Origin of the sequence: Peijinzhouia sedimentorum (genome assembly GCF_049340005.1) — a bacterium.
Taxonomy (GTDB): domain Bacteria; phylum Bacteroidota; class Bacteroidia; order Cytophagales; family Cyclobacteriaceae; genus CAXBDP01.
Map to the genome: position 1 here is coordinate 164,176 of NZ_JBMPIY010000002.1, position 26,033 is coordinate 190,208.

Here is a 26,033-nt window from a genome sequence, read left to right on the forward strand (position 1 = left end):
GTCTGAGAGTTGTACATGTGGTTGATTTGTGCAATTCCGTTATCCCTATTTAGATAGAGCTCCTATGTAGCCAGAGCAAAATTTCAGAAATTCACTTTCAGAAATAACAATTCACTCAATTAATGTATTATTGTGAAGATGAAAACTCAATGGGATTATATAATTGCTGGAGGTGGATGTGCTGGAAGGAGCTTGGCATATCAAATGAGTTTACATGAGTCTCTTAAGGAGAAAAAAATACTTATAATTGAGAAGGAATCTAAGAATCAAAATGATAGGACTTGGAGTTTTTGGGAGTCGAGACCTGGCCCTTTTGAGGAAATAGTACATAAGAGATGGGAAAATGCTTGGGTACATTATGGCTGTGTTTCGAGAAAGTTGAAATTGAGGCCTTTTGTGTATAAAACCATTTTGGGAAAGGACTTTTATGAATTCACTGATAAGGCCTTTCAAAATACTACAAATATTAGCTATACAAATGCTACAGTCAAGAGCATAGATAAAAGCGGGAGGGTAATAAGTGATATTGGTGAATTCAATGGCAAATGGATTTTTAGCAGCCTTCTAGCAAAACCAGATAAAGTAAACCCATACCATTGGTTATGGCAGCATTTCTACGGTAAAGTTATACGTACATCAAACCCGCAATTCGATCCAAACGCCGTCACTTTTATGGACTTCAGGGTTCCTCAAATCGATGGCACGTGCTTTATGTATATTTTGCCTTTTTCAGAGACTGAAGCATTGCTTGAATTCACGGTCTTCTCAAAAGACATTTGGACGAAAGAGCAATATGCAAAGCAGTTAGAAAAATATATGATAAAACATATTGATGGCTCCTATGAAGTAATAGAAGAAGAAATGGGTGCTATTCCTATGACTGATTTCCCTTTGAAGAGAGCTGAAAAAGATAGTAAAATCATTAAGATTGGTTCGGCGGGTGGAGCAAGTAAAGGCTCTACTGGCTACACCTTTAGTCGTATACAAGAAGACGCAGCATTAATGGCCAATAGACTAGCCCAAGGTGACCTCCCGCTATATTCCACTCACTTTAGTAATAGTCGTTTCAGATGGTATGACAGTAGTTTATTAGGGCTATTAACCAAAGAAAACTATTCAGGTGATCAATTTTTCTTCAATCTATTTGCAAAAAATAAAACTGAAGACATTTTCTCTTTTCTTAATGAAAAAACTAGCTTTAGAACAGAACTAAAAATCATGTCTAGTACTCCTCTAGTAAAGATGACTGTAAATGGTTTTTCAGCTCTAAATAAGGTGTTTAAAAAGTAGAAGATTCCTACAACATCTTTCGTTAAAATTCTATATTTAGGTGCAATTAAAATATTCTTTGGTGTTTTTCAAATGTGGCTAATTTTATTTCACTAATCTTATATGAATTGGAATCAAGAATAATTAGTATATTTAGCTCATTATTTAAATAACCTATGATATTTAATTGATTTTTTAATGGCATGAGTGTTCCAGAGGTTTTAATAATCGACGATGACCCAATCAATAACTTGATTTGCGAGAAGATTCTTCAGATAAAAGGGATCTCATCAAACAGTTATAGCTTCACTAGTGCTTCTAAGGCGCTTGATTTTTTAGCTGAAATTGAAGGTGAAACTCCAGCTGCAATATTATTAGATCTCAATTTGCCTGAGATTGATGGATGGCAGTTTTTAGAGAAATTTCAATTTCTTAACATCAAGACCACCATCTTTATTCTTACTTCCTCAATCGATCCAAGAGATAAAAACAGGTCTGAAGCTTACAAAGATGTAAAGGGCTTTTTCACAAAACCCTTAATGGACGGAAATTTAGAAATAATCCGAGCCACGATTAACCAGGCCGTTTAGAAGCTGATTAACCTGTCAGAAATATACTTTTATAATTAGATTATTGGGCATATTTCCCGACATTAGAGGCTGCTAGAAATGAAAAGCCCAGAGGAAAATAGTACCGAAAATATTTTATTTGAGTTGAATCCACTGCCAATGTGGATTTATGACGAAAGCCAGCAAAAAATCCTTTGTGCCAACCAATCATTTAGGTCAAGGTATTTCTTTCCAGAACATCTTATTTCTAATCTTGGTGAAAATTATAAAGCTGAGTTTTGCCAAATTCTTAATTACCCTGAAACTCATCTAAACCCTTCGCAAAACATATTTAGCCTGAGGGAAGAAGACATCCTCGAAAACTCAATTCAATGGAAAGGATTGCAAGTAAAGCTTTTATATATCAATCAGATAAGCACAATAGACAGTTCTAAATTAATCCATCTTGAGACCTTAAAGAAAAACCAAAATTTTGTAGTAATTCTTAAGCTTGTAGAAAAAGGAAGATATGAAATAGTAGAGGCTAGTCTTGGTAGAGCAGAAGCGGAATATTGGTCTGACTATCAAATTATTGGAAATAAAATCAATCAGCTTTTCAATCCAAAAACGGCTAGTTTCTTAAAAGAGAAACTACAAAAGTGTTCAGAAAGTAAGGAAATCGTGAAATTCAATTTCCATATCACTTTTGAAGGCATAGGAAAAAAAATTTACCAGATTACCTTTGAGCCCAAATCAGATGAGACGGACTCCATTCAATATTTTGCATGTACAGGAACTGATATCACTGAGCAATATCTCGCTATGGAAAGCCAAAGCTTTCAAGCAAAAATTATTGATAGTATAGGCCAAGGTATTATTAGTTGCGATTTGAATGGCATCATCAATTTTGTAAATGAATACACATGCCAGGTACTTGACTATAAACCTGAAGAATTAATTGGTCAGAATATTCTAAAAGTATTTGAAAAATCCTCAGAGTTAGATGCCTTTTTTTTCCAGCTAGGCAAGCGATTGAACAACAATGAGTCTGTGAGTATTGAAACCAAAATGCGTAAAAAAGATGGCGATCTGCTTAGCTATTTGGTAACAACATCGGCCATTTATAATAAAAAGGGAAGACTAATTGGCTTTGTGGGTGTTGGCACAGATCTATCTGAAATCAAGGATAAAGAAGCTGAACTCAAAAGAAAAACAGATTTACTAAAATACGCTCTTGAGTCGGCAAATATGGTCAGTTGGGTGTATCACTTGGATACTGGTACAATGCAAAGAACTGGGCCTATATCTAAACTATTGAATATTCCAAAACGAGCACCGTTCCTTTCATCACCAGAGTTTGTGAAAACGATCATCCACCCGCTTGACAGAGAGCGAGTAAGTAAGGCTATGGAGGATGCTAAAAAAGGGAAACCTTTTTTTGAAATTTATCGAATTATCACGCCAAATGGAGAAACTAAATGGGTAGAAGATTCTGGCAAAATGGAGTTTGATGATAAAGGCAAACCCATTAGGCTAGGTGGAATTATGCAAGACGTAACGGCCGAGAAAATTAAGGAGCAGATTATAAAAGAGTCTGAGTTTACTTTAAATTCACTGCTGAACAATACCTCACAGGCGTTTTTCCTATTAAATAGAGAGCAAACTATTCTTAAGTTAAATCTTGAAGCAAAAAACCTATTTTTGAGACAAGGAATCAAAATTGAGGAAGGGCAACAGTTCACTTCAATTATTCATGAAAAGGAGATTAATCTCTTTTCGCAATACTTCGAGAAGGCCATAAAAGGCATTTCAACTGAAACACAAACTAGCATAAAAGTTAATGATGAAATCCGACATCTTGCGTTAAACTATAACCCAGCTTATAGCGACTCGAATACCATTACCGGTGTAGTATTTAGTGCCACAGACATTACCGAAAATAAGAAATATCAAAAAGAACTTGAAAAATTATCGCTCGTTGCCTCCAAAACGGTAAATGGTGTAGTGATAATGGATGCTAATGGAATAATTGAGTGGGTGAATGAGGGCTTTACAAGAATAACAAAATATACGCTAGATGAAGTGATAGGCCAATCTAGAAATTCATTTCTGTTTGGTTCCGAAACAGCCATGAGCACTGTGAGTCAGTATTTCAAAAAGCTAGAAAGTAAAAAATCCTTTTCAATAGAATTATTCACGCATGACAAATTTGGCAATCACCTTTGGCTAGGTATCAATATAACGCCTATATTGAATAAGGATGGTGAAGTTAAAAAAATGATAGCCATAGAATCTGACATTACTGATAAAAAATTGAGGGAGGATGAACGCATTAAGCTGATTGATGAACTCACTAAGCAAAACACTAACTTAAAGCAGTTTTCCTACATTGTATCTCATAATGTCCGCAAGCCTGTCGCAAACATCCTCGGCCTATATGCCTTAATGGCAATGGATGATATAGACGGAAAAGAAAGAGATGAATTGATTGATTACATTGGAAATTCTATAGTGGAATTGGATCATGTAATTAATGACCTCAATAATATCTTGGATATTCGAGACAATTTTGACCAAACCAAGACTTATGTCAGGTTTGAAATAGTATTCCAAAAAATAATCAATGAACTTAAAGAAGAAATCAAAAAGAACGATGCTGAAATAATTTTTGATCAGATAGAAGTTGAAGGTTTATTGACTATTCCAGGTTACTTCCAAAGTATTTTATATAACTTAATAAATAACTCAATTAAATATAGACAACCGGATATTAAGCCAAGAATAGAAATAAAAATATTGGATAAAGGAGAGTTTATCGAAATAGTAGTTAGTGATAATGGCCTGGGAATGAACCTCCCGCAAATTCAATCTAGCCTATTTGGATTATACAAGCGATTCCATCATCACATTGAAGGTAAAGGTTTAGGTCTTTATATGATCAAAACCCAAACTGAAGCTATGGGAGGAAAAATAGAAGTAAGTAGCAAAGTGAATGAAGGAACTACTTTTAGTGTTTTTCTGAAGAGATGATTAATATTATTAAAGCCATAAACCATGAAAATTAGCTTGTTAGTAGGTTTCATTTTTTTCACCCAAGTTTTTGTGTTTGCGCAAAATGAAGAAGCAGTAAGCATAGAGTATGACAGTGCAACCTTGCATGGCACTTTACTAAATGCTGCGGGAGGAAGTTCAATTGCTATCCTTATAATTCCAGGCTCTGGTCCGACAGATCGAGATGGAAATTCGCCATTGTTTCAAGGAAAAAATAATTCCCTCAAATACTTGGCTGAATTTATGGGCGAAGAAGGAATTTCTAGTCTGCGAATAGACAAAAGAGGAATTGCCCAAAGCCAAACCGGAGCCAAGGAAGAAGATATGAGCTTCGAAGATTATATCAACGATGCTGCTGAATGGGTTAAATTTCTGAAGACTGAAAAGAACTTTGAAAAAGTTTTGATTGCAGGCCACAGCGAAGGATCGCTTGTAGGAATGATTGCTGTGCAAAGATGCGAGGCAGATGGATTTATTTCTTTAGCTGGGGGTGGCTTTCCTCTTGATGAAGTTATTGCCAAGCAACTTGAAGCACAACCACCAATGGTTCTTGAACCTTCGTTGGCCATAATGGCAAAACTCAAAGCAGGTGAGATGGAAGAAGAAGTACCTCAATTCCTTTTTAGTCTTTTTAGGCCAAGTGTTCAGCCCTATCTGATTACCTTATTTAAATATGATCCCGCGGTAGAAATTGCCAAATTGGATATGCCTGTGTTGATAGTCCAAGGTGGGATGGATGTACAAGTGGATGATCCAAATGGAGAAGTATTAAAAAATGCCTTACCTAGTGCAGATTACCTGTATGCACCTAAAATGAATCATGTATTGAAAACGGTTGAGGAGAAGGTGCTCGCTAAGCAATTACCAGTTTATGGTGATCCTACCTTGCCATTAGATGATGATTTGAAAGCTGGGTTGAAGGCTTTTTTTGGGAAGATAAAATGAGGTGTTATATTCTTGATGATTTTTTATTTATATAAGTAAATGAATTTAAATGATTAACGAGAGGAGACACGACCGACACGCTCGTGCCAGCAACAATAAGGTGAGCCTGCACTGAGCTTAGAAACTTAAAGGCCTTAATCCTCATCCCATTTCATCTAATTCCTGTTTGAGTTTTTTGGGAAGGCTTGCTACTATCAGGTCGTAGGAATGGTCAATTAGTTCGCAGAGCATTTGGTCGGATAGTGAGCCATCCATTGATATTGTATTCCAATGAGCTTTGTTCATATGATAACCGGGCTGCACTGCTGGGTAACTCTCTCGTAATTCCACCGCTCTTTCGGGATCGCATTTCAAGTTGATACTTTCAAATAAATCTACATCGGCCAGGGCAAATATTTTGTTCATTACCTTAAATACCAACACCTTATCATCGAAGGGGAAGGATTCGGTAACCCCAGGCTTCTGTAAGCAATAGTCTCGATAAAACTCAATATCCATTTTTCATATTAGCGGGTTACGCATCGGGTTAGCATTACAATAAGTGCAAATAAAAACATAAGGATCGAAATTTTATTGATCCCATGCATCATTCGCAAATTAAAATTGGCCGGTTTGTTTGGATCCGGTTTCTTAAATACCCTTGTAAAATAGGAAAGTACATCACCCAATTGAAAATATTCTTTCCAAGACCCACTACTATTCTGCTCTTTATTTTCCATGTTAATTTTCTGGTTCAATCCAACGTCCATCTTCTTTTATAATGTCAATAAGTTCATCCACTGCATTCTCAGAGGGAACAAATTTTTTCACCACTTCCTTTCCTTTGTAGAGAGTAATTTTTCCACGACCTGAGCCTACGTAGCCAAAATCAGCATCAGCCATTTCGCCGGGACCATTTACAATACAACCCATTATACCAATTTTCAATCCTTTTAGATGCTCTGTCCTTTTTCGGATCATTGCAGTTGTTTCTTGCAAATCGAATAATGTACGTCCACAAGAAGGGCATGAAATATACTCTGTCTTCGAAATTCGCGTACGGGAAGCTTGCAAAATCCCAAAAGACAATTGATTTAGACCTTTGATTTTAGAGAGATATGCTACCTTATCTATATTATTCAAATGAGTTGAAGAGAGCATAATACCATTACCAAAACCATCGATTAACAAACCACCAATGTCCGTAGATGCATGTAAAATGCTTGCCTCCTCATCATCTACATTTGCATATGAGCGGAAGGTTATTACTGGTATAGTGACACCCAAATTTACTAGCTCAAAAAAGAAGCGTCTCATTTCGGGCATTGCATGTTCATTGCTGCTCTCAAGTAGTAAAACTATATTTTGGCTGGTTTTTAGAAGTTCAATATCTGCTAAATCTGCTGCATCCCAGCGAATGAAATTCATTTGGTTATGGGCTTGCTTATCCTCCCGCTTCCATTCCTCTTTGGTGAATAGTGGAAAGGCATTTTTCTTATCCTCAACTTGCTTCCAAACTGGATAGTCAAGTATTTCTTTTAAGCCATTTGGCAGCATAAAACCCAATGACTTTGTCCCAGCATATACATAATCTACGCCTTGGTCATTCATTTTCCATTTATCCAATTCAGGCAAATAGAAATGACCGATGGCTTTCAAATCTTGATATTGAGGGTCAGCAATTGTGCTAAGATCTGCAATTACTCTAGGCACATTTCCACCGCCAATATTGGCAACTTCATGCGTATCTCGGAGTTCATATTCGAATGGATTGAAAGGAGCATTTTCAATCGGATGGATAGCTTTATGATTTGCTCTATGAGTATATCGCTCAACCAGTTTTCTACCAACAGGCATTTCAAATTCAGGTTCTTCGGTCAGTGACACGCGCACCGTATCACCAAGGCCATCTTCCAGCAAAGTGCCAATTCCCATAGCTGATTTGATACGGCCATCTTCGCCATCACCAGCTTCTGTTACACCCAAATGCAATGGATAAGGCTTCAATCCTTCTTCATCCATTTTCTGCACAAGCAATCTATAGGCTTGCACCATTACTTGTGGGTTGCTACTCTTCATACTGAGCACGATATTGTAGAAATTCAAGTCTTCGCAGATGCGCAAAAACTCTAATGCCGACTCCACCATGCCATGTGGAGTATCTCCATAGCGGCTCATAATTCTATCTGAAAGGGAGCCGTGATTGGTTCCGATGCGCATGGCAGTGCCATGTTCTTTGCAAATATTTACTAGCGGAGTGAATTTGGAGCGAATACGATCCAGCTCGGCATGGTAGCTTTCGTCTGTATATTCTATTTCTTCAAATCGCTTTTTGTCGGCATAATTTCCCGGATTCACTCGGACTTTCTCTACGATTCGTGCAGCAAGTTCGGCTGCATTGGGTGTAAAGTGAATATCTGCAACCAAGGGCACATCGCAACCATGCTTACGCAATTCAGCTTTGATTTTGCGAAGATTCTCCGCCTCCTTCATACTTGGAGCCGTTACGCGCACTAGCTCACATCCAGCCTCCACCATTCGTAGTGATTGAGCCACTGTGCCAGCAGTATCCAGCGTATCGGCTGTTGTCATTGACTGCACAGCTATTGGGTTGTTCCCTCCTATTTTGAGGTTCCCAATTTGTACTTCTACAGTCTGTCTTCTGTTGTAGGAAACTAAACTGTTACAGTATTTTTTAAGCTCTGAAATGCTTGATGTTGCTAATGACATGAATCCAAAAATGAATGTTTGAAGCTAATGCAAAAATAACCTTTAAATACGGGAATTGTTAAAAATGAAAGGTATAGAATAGCTGAAATAATATTTAAAGCCTTAAAGATCTCCTAATTGCGGGCGCATGATCAGTTCCTCTACCACTGCTCGATCAGAAATTGAGTAGGCATTGAATACTACGTCTGCTACATCTTCTGATTTCATAAAGCGCCCTTCGGGCATTCCTGCACCTTCCCAGCTGGAAGTAAATGTTGCTCCAGGCATTACGGATGTAACCCGCACGCCATGATGCTTCATTTCCTCACGAATTACTTTGGCAAAGCCATGTAATGCAAATTTAGATACGCAATATGAACCGCCATTTGGGTAGGCCATAATACTTGCTGTGCTAGCCATAAAGAAAATATGGCCACTTTTTCGTTCTTTCATTTGATCAATCAAGCCTCTCGTGAGGTGATAAGCGCTCATCAAGTTGGCATTGATCAAAAACTCTAAATTTCCCTCCCGCTCGTCGTGAATGGTGCCTGGTAGGAATAGCCCTGCATTATTCACCAATACATCGATGGGGCGTTTGAGTCTATTTACGAAATCTACGAAGGCAAATACTTGTTCCTTTACACCTAAATCGGCTTGAAAAGTATGTACTTGCACTGTTGGATATTTCAATAAAATATCGTCTTTCAGCTTTGCTAGATTGTCTAAACCGCGCGAACAAGTAACTATATCAAATCCTTCTGATGCGAATTTCATCAATATAGCTTTGCCTATTCCCTTGCTTCCACCACTTACTACGACTAATTTGTTATCTGAATTTTGCATGAATATTCGTTATTGTTGAAATTGTCATTGAGAGAACATTATTACAAGCAAAATAATGTAATTTCGTTCACTTGATGCCAAATTAATCAATATGTCTTCACTAGGTAAGTACTTCATTTTCATTTTTCACCTGTTCAAAAATAGGGAAAGCTTTGGCACTTACTTTAAATTAACGCTGAGCGAAGCTGTAAGTATTGGTTGGAATTCCTTAGTGCTTATTGCCATTGTATCCACTTTCATGGGCGCAGTTTCCACTTTGCAGACTGCCTACAATTTAGTGAGTCCGTTGATATCCAATTATATAGTGAGCTTAGTTGTTCGTGATTTGACTATAATGGAGTTGGCACCAACGATTATTGGGATTGTATATGCCGGGAAGGTTGGATCGAATATCGCTAGTGAGTTGGGCACTATGCGAATTACGGAGCAAATAGATGCCTTGGAGGTGATGGGAATTAATGCCGGTTCGTATTTGGTGCTGCCTAAAATAGTAGCTTCTGTTATTATGTTTCCGGTACTAGTGATTATTGCAGCTTTCTTAGCAATAGGTGGTGGGTATCTGGCAGCGACCATTACTGGAGTTGTTACAGGTGCCGATTATATTTATGGCATTCGCTCACAATTCAATGAATACATGGTCACTTTTATGATGATCAAAGCTTTAATCTTTGCTTTCTTGGTTGCTTCCATTGCTGCATATAAAGGTTTTTACACACGTGGCGGTGCATTGGAGGTAGGTCGAGCGAGTACTCAAGCTGTTACTAGTAGCTGTATTGCCATCTTATTAGCCGATTACCTTTTAGCCCAATTACTATTATGATTGAGATCAAGGGCATAAAAAAGAGTTTCGGCAAATTACTCGTCTTAGATGGGATTGATGGGCAATTTCACAAAGGAAAAACCAATCTGATCATTGGTGCAAGTGGATCGGGAAAGAGCGTTCTGCTTAAATGTATAGTGGGTTTAATTCCTCCAGATGAAGGGGAAGTTTTATTTGATGAACGAAATCTGATCACAGCAAATCGAGACTTAAAAACTGATATTCGCAGAGAAATAGGGATGTTGTTTCAAAGTAGTGCCTTGTTTGATTCGAAAACGGTTGAGGAGAATGTGCGCTTTCCATTGGATGTATTGACCAAAATGCCAATGGACGAGAAAATGGACAGAGTAAATTTCTGTTTGAAAAGGGTTGGACTTGAAAATACTAATACTAAAATGCCCTCTGAAATAAGCGGGGGGATGAAAAAGCGGGTGGGTATTGCTCGTGCCATTGTCAATAGTAGCAAATATCTTTTTTGCGATGAGCCTAATTCTGGACTTGATCCTGCTACTTCACTCAAAATCGATTATCTGATTCGAGAAATCACTCAGGAATATGATATAACAACTATTGTGGTAACGCATGATATGAATTCTGTGATTGAGCTTGGCGATCAAATACTCTACCTGGCCAATGCCAAGAAAGTATGGGAAGGCAACAGAGATTCAATTATGAAATCTAATCTTGAGATTCTAAATGATTTCTTCTTTGCAAATACATTAATGCAAACTTATAGAGAAGGGAAGCGGGAAAATTGATTTTGGGAAAGAAGAGATTAAACGCAAAGAACCCAGAGGAAAGACGCTGAGTTCGCGGAGAATGTCTGAACTATAATTAGGTTGATTAAATGATAAACTATCCCACCTAGGAGGGCAGGGATTTTCTTTGATATTACTTCAAGGATTTTCGGCGTCATTCTGTGAAATAAACGGGCAATTTTCTCCCGCAGATTACGCTGATTAGCTCTGAGTGAGTAGCAAAGAAGTATCCTAGATGAGTAGAATAGCTCGAGAAGGCGCATAAGGCGCAAAGAAGCAAAACCTCTGCGGCTTTGCGACTCAGCGAGAGTATACACAAAGAAAGGAAATTACGAGAATCTAGAAGTAGAATTAAAACAAAGCGCTCACCTGCATTCTGCCGGTGTGGATCATGGTTTGGTTGGGTGATTTTCGACCCTCGTAATTTAGGCCAATTTGTAGACCATTCAGTAAACGTTGGGTTAAGGCAAGCGACCATGTGAAATTATTGCCAGGTCGTAAAGCTTGCAATAGTTCATAACCAGCAGGGCTATTTTCTATCCCTTCAAAATCGATATTCAGATAGCGAACATTACTTGAAAGTGTAGTTTTATTCACCTTCATAAACCTAAAATCAAACATCCATTCATTGATTCTGGCAAACTCATCAAGGCCTTCGGCAGATAGCCTATTTTCTCGATAGGTATTGCCATAACTTGCCGAAATCCTCATTTGTAGACTTGGCTGCCAGCTCAGTTCCGGCTTATATCCTCTGCTTTCGATGGTATAATTCCGCAAACTCAAAAAATCCGAAACGGTGGATTTTTGTCCATTAAAAAGTCCAAATAGCACATTCACTTCTCCATCAATACTGTAGCGCATATTTAGGCGGTATTCATTATTTCTAAATTCCTCAAATCCTTGGGTGAGTAGTTGCTGTCTTTCACTTTGTTGAATATTGAAATCAGCTCCATATTTTGCCACTGCTCGATTGAAGAAAAAACTGCTTCGAATGAGTTTTCGGTAAGAAAGAATATCTTCTTGATTGGAAATACCAATGGAAGGAAGTAATCGGGCGGCAATTTTATCGTCGGTGATTTTCTTATCTAATGCATAGCTGCTGATATTGGAAAAGCGGGAAGCAAAAGCCCTCCATCCTCCTGCTTCTTTCCAAGCTTGTGGGAGACTGATATTCAATCGGTAATTGAAATTTTGTGTAAACGCCCGAGTGTATTCATCCGTAGGCACAAAAACCTTTATGTAATTTTTTTCATCTGGGTTGATCGCCTCATAGAATTCATTCAAATCTTGAATGCCATCACCATTTTCATCTCGCCAAGTATGAGTACCTTCTCCGGTTGGCACTTGCAGAAAGATAAATTCTCGTAGCAATTCTCGACCATCTCCTACCTGATAAGAAAGTTCTGATCGCATATTGTTATCCCAAAAATTGCCCAACCAATCGATCCTGCCTAATAAGGTTTGCTCCCATCGTTCCTCCGCTATTGGCAACAAATTTTCTAATTGCCGATAGGTAAGCACCAAATTGACATCTTGAGATTTTCCATGGGACTGCAAATTCACTTGCGAATTCTGCGCTCGACTTTCCGGACTGAGCTCACCAAAAAACGGTAATTTATCCTCCCGCCAACTCTGCGAAACTCGGAATTGAACCTTAGCCGTATCTTGACTTTCCAGATAAATCATCTGTTCCATAAAATTCATCGCAGTACTTATGACCGAATCTCTATTCACTGCTCTCACAGCATTTCTATCTACCTCATATCTATATCCAGGCGACAAAAATGCATTTCTATAGGACAAATCAATTTTGGCTCGATTCCATTCAGCATCGCGAGTTTCTTGACTATTATGCATTATAAAGGCATCTGATTGAAGACGAATAGGACCAAATCGCTCATTTATCTGCATTGTTTGTTGAATTCCATTCACCACATCACCTCGATTTCGAGCTACGAATTGGTAAAGGATATTCCGGTCACCATCAGCTACGAGATTGGCTTGGGAGGTGAAAATTTGTTCTGTGGCTGGCGTCAAATTGACACGAGGATCCAAACTCCAATCTCGGTCGAATTCGATGGAACGAAGGCGATCTATAAATTGAAAATCCTTGCTATTGTATTCGGCATTGGCATTGGCAGAAAGGGAGTATTCCCGCCAAAGTGAAATAGGTCGACGGGAGGTTTCATAACCCAGCTTAATCGCTTGACCACTGTTATTCTCATTGTCAATTTCGGAGTATAGATTCCTATCTCTGGTGGAAAAAGCAGTTTCCACATACAATTGATCTTTTTCGCTTACATTCCAACGAGTGCCAAAAGTTGCCATTTCACGCTTATTTGGAACCGGCAAGGTGTTTATTGGTGCATAGTTTCCAATAGAGTTTCCATTTTGTGGTGCCACCCACTCGAATACTCGGCCATTTTCGGTAGTCCGACGAATTCGGTAATCGCCTCCGCCCTGCCCTATTTCAGTGAATGAAACTGAATACACTTGCTGTGATTCTGAAGTAGCACGAGCATAAACTCTAAATTGTTGTCCATCAGTAAGTAATGTATCTTTTTCGATATATTGGATCTGATTGGGATTGAAAGGCTGGGGTGTGGCACTTTCCCGAAATGCAGCGTCAATATTATCACCGATTTCGCTTAGTAATTCTTGGTCTGCAAGAGAAAGCTCCGTCAATAACGGACGATTTCGGTTGTCTTGTTCTCGATAGAAATTTCCATACAACTCGAATTTTCCCAATTGCTGGGAATGGCCCGCAGTGATTATGCTACGACTAAAATTCTGATCAGCATATTCGAAATCGACTCTAATTCGTGTGTATCGGGTGATCAGCACTTTGGGCATAAAAGTGATCTCGGCTAGATTATAATCAATTACATAGTCATAATCGAAGCCACGTTGCAAAAGGCGGCCATCTACAAATACTTTTTCGGAATTGGCCATAATCACAATAAATCGCTGCGCTTCTGGACCACGAAGTCGGTATGGACCTGAAACTCCTTCGAGGGCTTCCACTACTGTAGATGCAAATTTCCCTTTGGCAAGAGAGGCGCCTACATACGTATTGGCTTCTGATTTCTCGCCGATTTTATAGTTGCTTCGAAATAGACCTCCTTGTACGTTTTTGTAGTAGCGCAAAAAGTTAGATTCTGGATTTTGGAAGACCACATCCCCAGCAGTGAGCGAAAAATTATCATTATAAACCTCCAAAAATACTCGATCGAACTCTTGAATTTGCAGTGTATTGCCTTCCGGCTGGAATGGCACTCGCTGATCGGTGATGGCAGCTCGCAGAAATAAATTATCCGTAAGTGCGCCTTCCATTTGCAAGTTGAGGACGGAATTGACAAACACATTTTGGGTATTACCAAAGGTGATTCCACGACTCAGAACACCAGTTTTTTCAATATCGCCGGTTGAAAATAATTCCTCCCGCGATGTTACTAAGCCGCTGGATGTTGTGGGAATTTGCTCAACTATTTTGGAGCTATCGGTTTGCAAGGTATATCGAGAGTCCAGTCTATCTGGCAAAGCCAAAATTCTAAAACATAATAGAATTGGCTCATTGTCAGGCAATTTTTCTAATTCAAGAGTTCTGGATTCGGTACTAAACCGATGGGCTAGTGTGTCGCCGTATCTATCTGTAATAATGAGGGAATTTGGCTCGATCAGCACACTATCTATTATCATTTGCTGTTCGCTATGCCGGAATTGTACGCAGCGTCTGTTATCCTCTTGAGCATATAGGAAGCTGGCATGCATCAGCACAATAAGAAAACTGAAAATCAGCTTCTTAATCAATTTCGTGCTATTGGTAGCTCTATATGAAATACGGTTCCCCATTCTGAATTAGAATCAAACCAAATCGATCCTTTTGCATTCTCCACTCCGTGCTTTGCCATGGCCAAACCTAGGCCTGATCCACTTGCTTTGGTACTGAAACTTGGGAGGAAAATTTTGTCTTGAATCTCTTCTGGAATTCCACTACCGTTGTCCTTTATACTTACGATTACTTTATGATTTTGCAACTTTTTAAGTAGAACAGTTACCTCTGCTTTTTGATCATCTTTGGTTGCTTGAATGGCATTGATTATCAAATTTGAAAAAATACGGCTGAATAATTTCCGATCCGCAATTACCCACATGCTTTTTTCGCGAATATCTTCATGTAATGTGACCTTGGGATCATTTTGGAAAAGGCGGGAGGTTTCTTTGAGTAATACAACTATATCGAAAAGCTCTGCTTTTGGAGTTGGCATTTGCGCAAAAGCAGAGAATGAAGAGGCAATTTCACTCAGATTATCGATTTGGGTGAGCAAGGTTTTCACCTGCTTATCCAAATTCAGCAATCTGTCTTGATCTTTTAGAGCAATTACTCTTTGCATTTGTTGCAAGGTAAGCTTCATCGGTGTGAGTGGGTTCTTAATTTCATGCGCTACTTGTTGCGCCATTTCCCGCCATGCAGATTCCTTTTCTGTTTTGGCTAGAGCTTCCTTATTACGCTCAAGATTTATTAGCATTCGATTATATTCCGCTACCATCAGCCCAATTTCATCATCACTTTTCCATTCCAAAGGCTCGTTCAATGAGGATAAAGAGGTCTTTTTGATTTTATCAGCTATGTAGCGGAAAGGATGTGTGAGCACTTCCGAAACCAAATAGGCAATCACCAAAAAGAAAATGAATATTGCCGTGAAAGTGATTAAAATATTGGAAAGAACAGAGGATTGCTGACTTTCCAAATCGGTAGCCGATTCGAAAAATGGCATGCTCAAAAGCCCAATAATATTTCCCGTTTCGAATGATCGAATAGGGCGATAAACAGTCCTAAAGTTAAGTGTTCCAATAGATTCTTCCAGAATCACTCGATTTCTATCTTCGTTTACAATTATATTCTTTGCCCGTGGGTTTATGTATCTGGAGAGTAGGTAATTCTCGTAAATGGATGGCTGGCTTGTGGTGATCAATCGGCCATCAATACTGAAAATATTGATATCTGATTCCAGAATTCTGGACAGATTAAATACGTTTTCGGTGAGTTCGTCCTGGCTTATATTTCCTACACCATAAGTGTCTATTGCACTAGATAAATTATTGGTGGCGGATTCAGCTTTCTTGTAATAATTTTCAGTAATCTCCTCCCGCGAAACGGAATTAATTCTGCTTAAAGTAGTAATGCTGACAACAATCAGTGGAATAAAGAATGCCAAATTGAGATACAACTGTATTCTAGAAACATAACTTACCGTTGTAGACTTCCTTACCACTTTTAGATTGTAAATGGCTATTATCAAAAAGATAATAAAAACTAAAAGCAGGAATTGTAATGAGAAATTTGCCAACCAATTACGGAAAGGCAATATTGGTGTAGAAACTACGGCCACCTTTTCATTGCCTGTGAATGTAAAGTGCCTGTACTTATCAACTATTATGTCGCTTTCGCTTGTATTTGCCTGCTCAAACGGCGTATTGAATAGATATCTAGGATAAGAATAAATGCCCCCAGATTGAGCTAATAGGCCACTTTTATAAATACCAAAGTCATATTTGCGCTCAAGATTTTGATCGTAAACTGCGACATCTACTAATAACTCGGGGTATACAGTATTTGCAAAAAAGCGTTTACGTGACAGTTCCACCACCACATAACCTAAGTTGAAATTATCACCGCTCTGCAAATTGATATAGGAAATATATCTTCTTGAAAAAGATAAACCTTGATCTGGCACCAAATAGATATTCATATAATCGGTCTTGAATTCTTCCAGAGCAAAAGTTCTTAACCATTGAGAAAAAGTAAGATCCACGGAGTTTTCCAATAAAGGAAATCCACGACTATCGAAAAGATGAATTTTCACATCGTACTTATCGAAATCATTAAGAATGTAGGTTCGTCTTATTTTTTGTTCAATTACATCATTGCTCAAATAAGGATTGAGCAAGCGATTACGGATGAAAATGTCGTCTTCAATTTTATAACTCAGTTCATTGAGCATATACTCAGCCAATGGATCGTTCTCCATCAAAAGTTGTTCTCCCAATTGCTGCATTTCTGCTGATTGCTGAATATGCTGATAATTGAAATCGCCAGAACTCCCTGCTGCTGAAACAGCCATACAAGTAATTAGAATATAAGAGAAAGAGAAATAGCCTCTTTTACCCAGTAGTTCAGGCACTTTGGAGAATAGTAGAATAATCAAATACAATGAGTGAATTAAAGTAACCGGCCAGCCAGAAGGCAAAATTATAAGCGCCAAAAATGAAGGAGCTAAGCCACCTAACAAAAACAGTTGATTAAAGGAGCGAGACTCACGAGATTTGATTTGACAGGCTCTATAGAACAAATGCGTCGTTACAAAATAAACTCCACCGAGAAGGAATAATATCAAAAAACTAGTCACCCTTAAATAAGAGATATTGAGGCTGGAGGTAATGTCCAAGCTCCAATTAGAGTGAGCAGAGATATTTTGGGCGTAATGAAATACACTTAATAAACTGATAAAGGAAAAAATTCCTAACAGAAAAATAAAAATTATGGACCATGATGTAGATCTTCTTTTCAAGAATCGAAAAAAACTTGACTTAAAGAAAACCTTCATTAAGTAAAGTGCCAGCCATGTCAATGCTGCTACATTCAAAAGCAAATCACCTAGCGAAGGGTTAAACCATGAAGAAGCATAGTTTTGCGGGTTAAACAAGCCCATTTGTGAAGCAGAAAATGGGAAATTTCCATATAGCATTGCTATTCGAAAGCCGCTTAGAGCAATCAATAAAAAGAAAAAGCCAGTCCAGTAATGCTCCCTTCGATTGAAGTATTGCAGTACTTTTTGGAAGAACAGTACCAGAAAAAGAAGGCTGAATAAGCTGAGTATAAGAGATAAGATATTGAATATTGGGTTTGCTCCTCTGAAGCCTGCCGGAAAAGATATCGAAAACAAATAAGTGTCATTGTAAAAGATATTCCTTTCGTTAAAAACGGATGGATCCTCCAGAATTGTGAAGTAATTGCTTCTAATCAATGCGGGATTAAAGCTTGATCTTAAGTATTGATTTTCGATACCTGGACTCCAAAATACGGGAACTAGAAAGAATATTTCAGTGCTACGATAGTCGTCAGCAGGAGGATTGATGCGCTTTGCAAGATAATAGCCGTTGCGAGCTCTGAGTAAGCCTACATCTAAAATACCATCGAGGTCATAGTAGTTTGGTACATAATTGTATGCCGACCAAAACTCCAACGCACCACCTTGAAAAATAAAATAGGGATAATTAGTTTCAATGGGATTCATTTCCCGAACCATGGTACGCTGGCTTAGTTCTTCCAGTACCTTTACGGCATCTGCATCTAATTTGGATAGCTCCCTTTCGATATCAGCTTGCAAATTACTGGCGATAGTAGCCTCATTAAAAGCCAAATCAATAATTATAAAACGGAAAAGGGCAGCAAGTATTAAGCTAAGCAATGCTAAGCTTAAATATTTTATTCCAGGAATCTGCTTAATGCTATATTTCCCCATACTGATTCGCAATTAGGGAAATTATTAAAAAATAAATCAAATTTCGTATTTCGCTTGATATTTCACTCCCCCAAATAAATGGAGAAACAAAATTCGTGCATAGCGGAACATTAAAGGGAATAAAAGTAGGTTGATTCCTATCACAACACCTACATAGGCATAAAGAGGAGGCTTTTCGAATAAAAAATTCATTGCCACAAAAACGGTAACAAATAGAGCCACCGAGAAGGCATAAGAAAAGTACATAGCACCTCCATAGAAAAATCCTGGTTCTTGCTCATACCTTAGGTTGCAATGAGGACAAGATTCATTCATTTCTTTGAAATGCAAATAATTCAAATGAGGATAAACGAACATATCGCCTTGGCGGCAACGAGGGCATTTGCCCTTAGCGATAGCGGACAGCCTTGACCTTTTTGGCATTTTCACGACTTTTTTTGTACCACAAATATGCGATAACAGAGATTACGATATATGGAGTTGCTAATAGATAAAATATTCCGGTATTCAAGCCAGCCGCAATGGTTACGTCTCCATCGGCCATACTAGTTTCTACAGTAGCTCTACACATAGCACATTGGGCAAAGGCTCCTATTGTAGATGCTAAAACCGTAAAAATAGATAAGAAAAACACTTTTTTTGCAAGTTTCATAATGGCTTCATTATACTCAAATCAACAGCCTTAATTCAGATAGAGTTCTTTATCAAAAAGAATAATATGGACTTATCATCAAATATACGACAACCCCAGTAATGGACACATAAAGCCAGATTGGAAAGGTATATTTTACTACTTTCTTATGCCTTGTAAAATCTCCTTTCAACGCATAATAGAAAGCGAAAAGCACGAATGGAACAACAATAGCTGCTAAGATGATATGCGAGATAAGTATAAAATAATAAACAGATTTCACCCAACCTTCGCCACCAAATGAAGTGGATTCGGCACTTGCATGATATACGATGTAAGAAACCAGAAAAATGGAGCCTAAAATAAAGGCTGCAGTCATTGAGGCACGGTGATATTCCTTTTGCTTGTTTTTAATAAAAATAAAACCAGCAATAAGAATTAAAGATGTCGCCGAATTGATCACACCATTCAAATGCGGGAGGAAATAAACGAAATCGCTGCCCAAATCTAGTCTGAAAGGCATGAAAATTAATATTGCAACAGCTACTGGTATAAAAACAGAAAGTATAGTAATGAGTCTTACTGACTTCTTTTCATTTTGCAAAACTTCCATATTCATTGAATTTATTCGTATTCCGTCATTAACACTTGCGCTTCAATTATAAGTCTGTCTACATCTTTTCTAGATGTACCATCATAATAGCCTCTGATTCTCTTTTCACGATCCACCAAGATGAATTTCTCACTATGGATAAATTCATAAGGATCATTTCCGCCATGCTCTACTGGTAATATAAAACCACAACGAGCTAGCATATAAATATCCTCACGTGGGCCAGTAACCATACTCCATTGGCTATGGTCTACACCCAACCTCCCACCATATTCCCGCAACACTGATGGTGTATCATATTCAGGATCTACAGAAAAAGATACCATTTGGATATTTTCATTTCCTTCGAAAGTTTCCTGAACTCTTAGCATTTCAGAATTCATAGTGGGGCAAATAGTTGGGCAGCTAGTGAAGAAAAAGCTTACAACTGTAATATTACCTTCTAGTTTCGCTTGTGTAATAGTCGAGCTATCCTGATCTATCAAATTGAAATTAGGAATATAGTGTTGCTCACCTTCAACGTAATTGCAAAAGGTATTTGTAGAGATAACGCCATCCGGATAATAGACATCTAGTTCGTACTCATTCTCACCAAAAGATATTAGGAAAATTGCTATTGCAACAGGTAATATGAGCAGGACTACTAATACAATGATTTTTATTTCCTTACGCATTTGAAGCTGATTTCAGGTTTCAAGGTTAACACAAAAAAATAGGCTAAGGTTGTCCCCTAGCCCAATATTATTAGCGTTGAATTTTTCTTTAGAAGAAATTCATCAATTCCCGGATTTCATAAATCCCACTACCTTCATAGAGAAGAGCAATAATCAACCAAATCACGAAAATTACTGGTAAAGCAATTGACCAAATTAGGAATTTAACCTCATGCTTAAGGTGCATGAATTCTGCAATTATATAGAACGCCTTCACGAATGTAAGACCAATGAAAATTGCATACAGTAAAAGGCCTCTTGGCATGGTAAAGGCAAACACGAATTCGATTGCTGTAACTACGCCTAGAAGAAGTGCTACTTTCCAGATTTTTCTAATTTTGGCTGGATCGGCAGGTTGTACTACTATATTGTTTGTATTTTCTGAGCTCATGATTTCTGGTTTTTAGTGGTGATTAGATAAGGTAGAAGAATGTGAAAACAAATACCCAAACTAAATCTACAAAGTGCCAGTAAAGGCCTACTTTCTCTACCATTTCGTAATGGCCTCTTCTATCGTAGGTTCCAACTGCAGCATTATAAAAAATTATGATATTTAATATAACACCACTTAACACGTGTGTACCGTGAAAACCAGTGATAAAAAAGAATAAGGCTGCAAATGCAGGTGGCCCATACTCATTATACGAAAGATTGGCTCCGTGAACCAGAATTTCCTTCCACTCACCTTCTACAAAGTATCTACCGAAAGTTCCAGCTTCAGTTCCATGAATAAAGTGAGACCATTCCCAAGCCTGACAGCTTAGGAAAGTAATACCACCAATAATCGTCCAAAGCATCCATTTCACTACACCTTTACGATCCATTCTGTGGCCAGCTTCAACGGCTAATACCATTGTAACAGAACTCAAAATCAAAATAAAAGTCATCAAACCTACGAAAGCCAAAGGTGCGTGAACACCATGTAGGAAAGGGAAAGCTTCATAAATCATTTCAGGAATCGGCCAGTATTCTGGAGAAGCCACAAAATCCGCAGCTTCGCCTTGGTAGGCCGGATAAGTGAAACGAATTACGCCGTAAGTAATTAATAAGGCAGAAAATGAGAAAGTATCTGATAGCAAGAAAAACCACATCATCAGTTTTCCATAGCTGGCTTTTAGAGGAGATGTTCCTCCATCCCAAATACTCCTTTTAAGTTTAATTCCAGTAGATGTTGCCATTACAATTAATTCAATCGATTAGGTTCAATGGTTGAGTAATAAAAACAAAAATAAGTAAATCCAAAGTCCTCCTAGGAAATGCCAAAAAGTGGCTCCCATTTCCATAAGATTTAGGTTCTTCGAATGCACCTTATCTCTGAAGGACGAAATTAACACAATAATCAAAAATATCACACCAAAAATTAGGTGGAAGGCATGTAATCCTGTGAGAACATATAGAAATGAGCCGGCAGGATTGCCTACAAAATACACATCCATTGCTACAAGCTCTTTCCAAGCCTCGAATTGTGTAGCTAAAAAGATAAAACCTAAAATGGTCGTAATGATGATCCCTATTTTAAGATTTGCCAATTTATCTTTCTTGGCAGCAAGGTAAGACCAATGTAAAGTTGCACTGCTTAATAAAATCACCACAGAGCTTATATAAAGCATCGTTGGCATTTCGAATTGCAACCAATTTCCTTCGGCCTGTCTTACAATATAAGCACTCGTTAGTGCTGCAAAAATCATCACTATAGAAACAATAAAAAGCCACAAAATAAACTTTTTAGGGTTCATTGAGTAGGTTGGTAATGCTTCTTCGGTCAATTTATAATCACTTGTCATACTACATCATATCTAAAAGGTAAGCAATCTGTACAACAGGTAAGTAAATGAATGAACTAAACATAATCCAGAGTGCGGATTTTCTTGAATGATCGCGCATCAGATTAAAAGTTGTTGCCAGGAAAAGTACTCCACAAAGTGTCACTACTACTGCCGAGTTAATTCCTGTTAATCCGAAATATGACGGTAATAGGCCTAAAGGCAATAAGAATAATGTATAAATCATTATTTGAATTGCAGTGTTGAAGTCTTTACCACCGCCAGAAGGCAATAGTTTGAAGCCAGCTTTCTTATAATCTTCATCAGCTACCCAAGCAATTGCCCAGAAATGAGGAAACTGCCAGATAAATTGTATGCCGAAAATAATTAATGCTTCATGTCCGATCATTCCTGTAGCAGCAGCCCATCCTAATAGTGGAGGCATCGCACCCGGAATAGCACCCACAAATACGGCAATTGGGCCAACTCTTTTGAGCGGGGTATATACAAAGCTATAAAGCACTAAAGATAGGAATGCTAAAAAGGTAGTAAGAGGATTTGTGTAAATACTCAATAAGGCCAAGCCTGAAAGAGACACAATCGCGGCGAAAGTAATTGCACCTTGCTTACCGATTCTACCCATCGGAATAGGGCGGTTGAGCGTTCGCTTCATCAGTCCATCTAGATCTGATTCCAACACTTGATTGATTGCCCCAGCCCCGCCGGATACTAAAAACCCACCAATAAAAAGAGCTATGAGAGTTTGCCAATCTATAACACCACCAGTTCCCAAAATATAGCCAAAGGCAGATGAGAAAGAAACAACAAAGGACAATCGTGCCTTTAATAATACAGGATATGCCTTCACCTTATCAAGGAGAATATCTGTAAATGATAACTGCTCAGTTGTTGACCTCATTTATGAATAAATTAAAGAATCTTTCATTTTTACTGGTTGATAAAACTTATTCAACTCAAGAAGAATGAAAAACTGAATCCCAATAGCCACAGTTCCTAATAATAAATGAACTGGTTGTAATGCGGGAGGAATGGCAAAATAAGCCATAATTACTCCACTAAAAATTTCAAGTAATACAACTGCTGCAAGTAGAAAAAATGTTGATCTAAACCCACTATTCTTCTCTGTAGCTGCAAACAAATATTTAAACATAAAGAAATGGGCTATCAAAATTAAAATCGAAAATGATCTATGGATTTTAAAATTCAATCCTAATGAATCAATCCAAAGATGCCGATTTGCTTCTCCTAATAAATTAGAAACCTGATCTACCATCTCTCTTACCTGTGTACCTAATACAACTTGTACAGTGGTTAAAACCATACAAATTACTATAAACCAACTAGCTCTATTCAAATAACTAGTTTTTTTAAGTTTACTACCAGTATCTTCTTTCGATTGCTGGTAGATATATATAAGCAATAAAACTATTGCTATTGCTAGTAGCATGTGAATGGTAATCATCCACTCTAGCAAATTTGTTGATACTACTATAGAGCCAATCCAACCCTGAAAACCAACCAACAACACTATAAAGAATGATAAATATGTCAGCTTAGGTTTTGTCTTGAAGGTTTTGATCGAAGATAGAAAAGTGAGAATAATAAAAACACCAATTAAGGCCCCAATTAGTCTATTCACATACTCTGTCCAGGTCTTAGCTGCATTAAAATCCTCTTCGACTAAGATTGATTCATCTGTTCGGATCAATTCTGCCTGTTCAACAAAACCAAACTTATCAAGATATAGAGCGAAACGTTCATTCTTCTCAGCTCTTAAACTGGCATAATGCTCTTTATAATCTGGTGGTAGCTGGGAAGCCTCTGTTGGAGGCACCCAGTTCCCAAAGCATTTAGGCCAATCAGGACATCCCATTCCCGATCCAGTACTTCTTACAATTCCACCAACTGCAATAAGAAAATAAACAGCTAGTACAGTAAGAAAACTAATTTTTTTAAGGCTCGGTAATTTAATGAGCTGGCTCATCCACTACAATCTCATCCCATTCTTTTTCCGTAGGAATCATATCGTTCTCGTGAGGGAAGTTACTTTCCCTTGTATCTGAAAATGGAACATTTTGTGGAATAAAATCATCAGGTGCACCTGGCTTACTATAATCGTATGGCCAGCGATATACTGTTGGAATTTCACCTACCCAGTTACCATGTCCAGGATTGATCGGTGTAGTCCACTCTAGAGTATTCGATCTCCATGGGTTGGCAGTTGCTCTCTTCCCTCTAAATATGCTGTAGAAGAAGTTGAAAGCAAAAATCAACTGAGCAGAGAAAGTTAGAATAGCAGCGACACTTATAAATGCATTCAAATCAGTAAATGAGCTAAATGCATCAAATGATGTAAAAGAATAATATCTTCTTGGGAAGCCTGCAATACCGATGTAGTGCATTGGGAAGAAAACCAAATAAACACCAATGAATGTCGCCCAGAAGTGGATGTAACCCAATTTAGGATCCATCATTCTACCAAACATTTTAGGGAACCAATGATAAACACCCGCCATCATACCAAAGAATGATGCGCTACCCATTACAAGGTGAAAGTGAGCAACTACAAAATATGTATCATGAAGCTGGATATCAACCGCTGCATTTCCTAAGAAAATACCTGTAAGACCTCCGGAAATAAAGAATGATACTAGTCCAATTGAAAACAACATACCTGTAGTAAACACAAGATTACCTCGCCAGAGTGTTGTCAAATAGTTGAAAACCTTAACAGCTGAAGGTATGGCAATGATCAATGTTAAGAACATGAAAATTGTACCCAAGAATGGGTTCATGCCTGTAACAAACATGTGGTGAGCCCATACTATAAATGATAGTACCGCAATACCCAACATAGAACCAATCATCGCTCTATAACCAAAGATTGGCTTACGAGAGTTAGTTGAAATAATTTCGGATGTAATACCCAATGCTGGTAATAATACAATATATACCTCAGGGTGACCTAAGAACCAGAAAAGGTGTTGATATAATATTGGGCTACCACCTGTGTTAGAAAGTGCTTCGCCATTAATGTAGATATCAGATAAGTAAAAACTTGTACCAAAACTTCTATCAAATACTAATAAAAGAGCTGCGGCTAACAATACAGGGAAAGACAGTAAACCAATAATAGCAGTAAGGAAGAATGCCCAGATAGTAAGTGGAAGTCTTGAGAATGACATTCCTTTTGTTCTCATGTTAATTACTGTAGCGATATAGTTGATGCCACCCAACAATGTAGAGACAATAAAGAAGGTCATGGCTATTAACCATAAAGTCATACCCATTTGGCTTCCTTGTATCGCTTGTGGCAATGCACTTAGTGGTGGGTAAACTACCCAACCTCCCGCTGCAGGACCTGTTTCCAAGAACAAAGAAGTAAACATGATAACACTGGAAAGGAAAAAGAACCAGTAAGAAAGCATGTTCATAAATCCTGATGCCATGTCTCTTGCTCCAATTTGTAATGGAATCAAGAAATTGCTAAAAGTACCACTTAAGCCAGCTGTCAATACAAAGAATACCATGATGGTACCATGCATTGTAACTAATGCTAAGTAAAATTCAGGATCCAACTGGCCATCTGCTGATATCCATTTACCTAAGAAGGTACGGAGGAATCCAAGATCCATATCAGGAAAACCTAGCTGTAATCTAAATATTACTGATAGTGCACCGCCAAGAAAAGCCCAAAGCAAACCTGTGATCAGGAATTGCTTTGCAATCATTTTATGGTCAGTACTGAAAACGTATTTTGTCCAGAAATTATCACTGTGCTCATGATCGTGATCATGTTCAGCTTCGTGACTGTGCGCCATTGCGTTTGATGTTGCCATTACTT

The 26,033-nt window shown here is 38.1% G+C and carries 22 protein-coding genes; 6 read left to right on the plus strand and 16 right to left on the minus strand.

All coding sequences use genetic code 11. The annotated features are described in order from the left end of the window. The first annotated feature begins 138 nt into the window (after positions 1-138). The 4 genes from ACOXY8_RS03775 to ACOXY8_RS03790 all read left to right on the plus strand — a co-directional run bounded on the left by ACOXY8_RS03775 (position 139) and on the right by ACOXY8_RS03790 (position 5,813). Positions 139-1,290: a lycopene cyclase family protein gene (locus ACOXY8_RS03775; RefSeq protein WP_458330582.1), complete on the plus strand. Its 1,152-nt coding sequence runs from the start codon at positions 139-141 to the stop codon at positions 1,288-1,290. Positions 1,291-1,472: 182 nt separating this feature from the next. Next, the gene (locus ACOXY8_RS03780; protein WP_458330214.1) at positions 1,473-1,859 is read left to right on the plus strand and encodes a response regulator; all 387 of its coding nucleotides are present in this window, start codon (positions 1,473-1,475) and stop codon (positions 1,857-1,859) included. Between the two features lie 78 nt (positions 1,860-1,937). After that, positions 1,938-4,847 carry a PAS domain-containing sensor histidine kinase gene (locus ACOXY8_RS03785; protein WP_458330215.1) on the plus strand — a complete coding sequence of 970 codons (2,910 nt, stop codon included), beginning with the start codon at positions 1,938-1,940 and terminating at the stop codon, positions 4,845-4,847. A gap of 24 nt (positions 4,848-4,871) precedes the next feature. Continuing rightward, entirely contained in the window at positions 4,872-5,813 is a 942-nt protein-coding gene (locus ACOXY8_RS03790) for an alpha/beta hydrolase (protein ID WP_458330216.1), read from the plus strand. A gap of 141 nt (positions 5,814-5,954) precedes the next feature. Here the strand turns inward: ACOXY8_RS03790 and ACOXY8_RS03795 are convergent, their stop codons facing one another. The 4 genes from ACOXY8_RS03795 to ACOXY8_RS03810 all read right to left on the minus strand — a co-directional run bounded on the left by ACOXY8_RS03795 (position 5,955) and on the right by ACOXY8_RS03810 (position 9,344). Continuing rightward, positions 5,955-6,311: an MmcQ/YjbR family DNA-binding protein gene (locus tag ACOXY8_RS03795; RefSeq protein ID WP_458330217.1), complete on the minus strand. Its 357-nt coding sequence runs from the start codon at positions 6,309-6,311 to the stop codon at positions 5,955-5,957. Positions 6,312-6,319: 8 nt separating this feature from the next. Further along, entirely contained in the window at positions 6,320-6,532 is a 213-nt protein-coding gene (locus ACOXY8_RS03800) for a DUF6728 family protein (RefSeq protein ID WP_458330218.1), read from the minus strand. A gap of 1 nt (position 6,533) precedes the next feature. Further along, the gene (ispG, locus tag ACOXY8_RS03805) at positions 6,534-8,522 is read right to left on the minus strand and encodes a (E)-4-hydroxy-3-methylbut-2-enyl-diphosphate synthase (RefSeq protein ID WP_458330219.1); all 1,989 of its coding nucleotides are present in this window, start codon (positions 8,520-8,522) and stop codon (positions 6,534-6,536) included. A gap of 102 nt (positions 8,523-8,624) precedes the next feature. After that, entirely contained in the window at positions 8,625-9,344 is a 720-nt protein-coding gene (locus ACOXY8_RS03810) for an SDR family oxidoreductase (RefSeq protein WP_458330220.1), read from the minus strand. Between the two features lie 91 nt (positions 9,345-9,435). Here ACOXY8_RS03810 and ACOXY8_RS03815 point away from each other — a divergent pair, with 91 nt between their 5' ends. Continuing rightward, on the plus strand, positions 9,436-10,164 hold the full coding sequence (locus ACOXY8_RS03815) for an MlaE family ABC transporter permease (RefSeq protein ID WP_458330221.1): 729 nt from the start codon (positions 9,436-9,438) through the stop codon (positions 10,162-10,164). Next, the gene (locus tag ACOXY8_RS03820; protein ID WP_458330222.1) at positions 10,161-10,922 is read left to right on the plus strand and encodes an ABC transporter ATP-binding protein; all 762 of its coding nucleotides are present in this window, start codon (positions 10,161-10,163) and stop codon (positions 10,920-10,922) included. The genes ACOXY8_RS03815 and ACOXY8_RS03820 overlap by 4 nt, the downstream gene beginning before the upstream one ends. A gap of 351 nt (positions 10,923-11,273) precedes the next feature. On the opposite strand, the gene ACOXY8_RS03825 is transcribed toward ACOXY8_RS03820, so the two are convergent. The 12 genes from ACOXY8_RS03825 to ACOXY8_RS03880 form a co-directional block, all read right to left on the minus strand. Further along, a complete protein-coding gene (locus ACOXY8_RS03825; protein ID WP_458330223.1) occupies positions 11,274-14,732 on the minus strand; it encodes a hypothetical protein in 3,459 nt (1,152 codons plus the stop codon). Then, on the minus strand, positions 14,729-18,448 hold the full coding sequence (locus tag ACOXY8_RS03830) for an ATP-binding protein (protein WP_458330224.1): 3,720 nt from the start codon (positions 18,446-18,448) through the stop codon (positions 14,729-14,731). Before ACOXY8_RS03830 ends, ACOXY8_RS03825 begins: the two co-directional genes overlap by 4 nt. Before the next feature lie 36 nt (positions 18,449-18,484). Further along, a complete protein-coding gene (locus ACOXY8_RS03835; protein WP_458330583.1) occupies positions 18,485-18,871 on the minus strand; it encodes a DUF983 domain-containing protein in 387 nt (128 codons plus the stop codon). Continuing rightward, complete coding sequence (locus ACOXY8_RS03840) at positions 18,837-19,100, minus strand: hypothetical protein (RefSeq protein ID WP_458330225.1); 264 nt, start codon at positions 19,098-19,100, stop codon at positions 18,837-18,839. Before ACOXY8_RS03840 ends, ACOXY8_RS03835 begins: the two co-directional genes overlap by 35 nt. 52 nt (positions 19,101-19,152) lie before the next feature. After that, entirely contained in the window at positions 19,153-19,692 is a 540-nt protein-coding gene (locus ACOXY8_RS03845) for a DUF420 domain-containing protein (RefSeq protein WP_458330226.1), read from the minus strand. Between the two features lie 11 nt (positions 19,693-19,703). After that, positions 19,704-20,366: an SCO family protein gene (locus tag ACOXY8_RS03850; RefSeq protein WP_458330227.1), complete on the minus strand. Its 663-nt coding sequence runs from the start codon at positions 20,364-20,366 to the stop codon at positions 19,704-19,706. A gap of 88 nt (positions 20,367-20,454) precedes the next feature. Further along, complete coding sequence (locus ACOXY8_RS03855) at positions 20,455-20,796, minus strand: cytochrome C oxidase subunit IV family protein (protein ID WP_458330228.1); 342 nt, start codon at positions 20,794-20,796, stop codon at positions 20,455-20,457. A gap of 22 nt (positions 20,797-20,818) precedes the next feature. Further along, positions 20,819-21,583, minus strand: a complete 765-nt coding sequence (locus tag ACOXY8_RS03860; protein ID WP_458330229.1) for a cytochrome c oxidase subunit 3 — start codon at positions 21,581-21,583, stop codon at positions 20,819-20,821. 24 nt (positions 21,584-21,607) lie between these two features. After that, a complete protein-coding gene (locus ACOXY8_RS03865; RefSeq protein WP_458330230.1) occupies positions 21,608-22,189 on the minus strand; it encodes a cytochrome c oxidase subunit 3 in 582 nt (193 codons plus the stop codon). 1 nt (position 22,190) lies between these two features. Next, positions 22,191-23,087, minus strand: coding sequence for a heme o synthase (cyoE, locus tag ACOXY8_RS03870; RefSeq protein ID WP_458330231.1), 897 nt, complete (start codon positions 23,085-23,087; stop codon positions 22,191-22,193). Continuing rightward, a complete protein-coding gene (locus tag ACOXY8_RS03875; RefSeq protein ID WP_458330232.1) occupies positions 23,088-24,173 on the minus strand; it encodes a COX15/CtaA family protein in 1,086 nt (361 codons plus the stop codon). It lies immediately after the preceding gene. Further along, the gene (locus tag ACOXY8_RS03880; protein ID WP_458330233.1) at positions 24,157-26,028 is read right to left on the minus strand and encodes a cytochrome c oxidase subunit I; all 1,872 of its coding nucleotides are present in this window, start codon (positions 26,026-26,028) and stop codon (positions 24,157-24,159) included. The genes ACOXY8_RS03875 and ACOXY8_RS03880 overlap by 17 nt, the downstream gene beginning before the upstream one ends. Between the last annotated feature and the right edge of the window lie 5 nt (positions 26,029-26,033).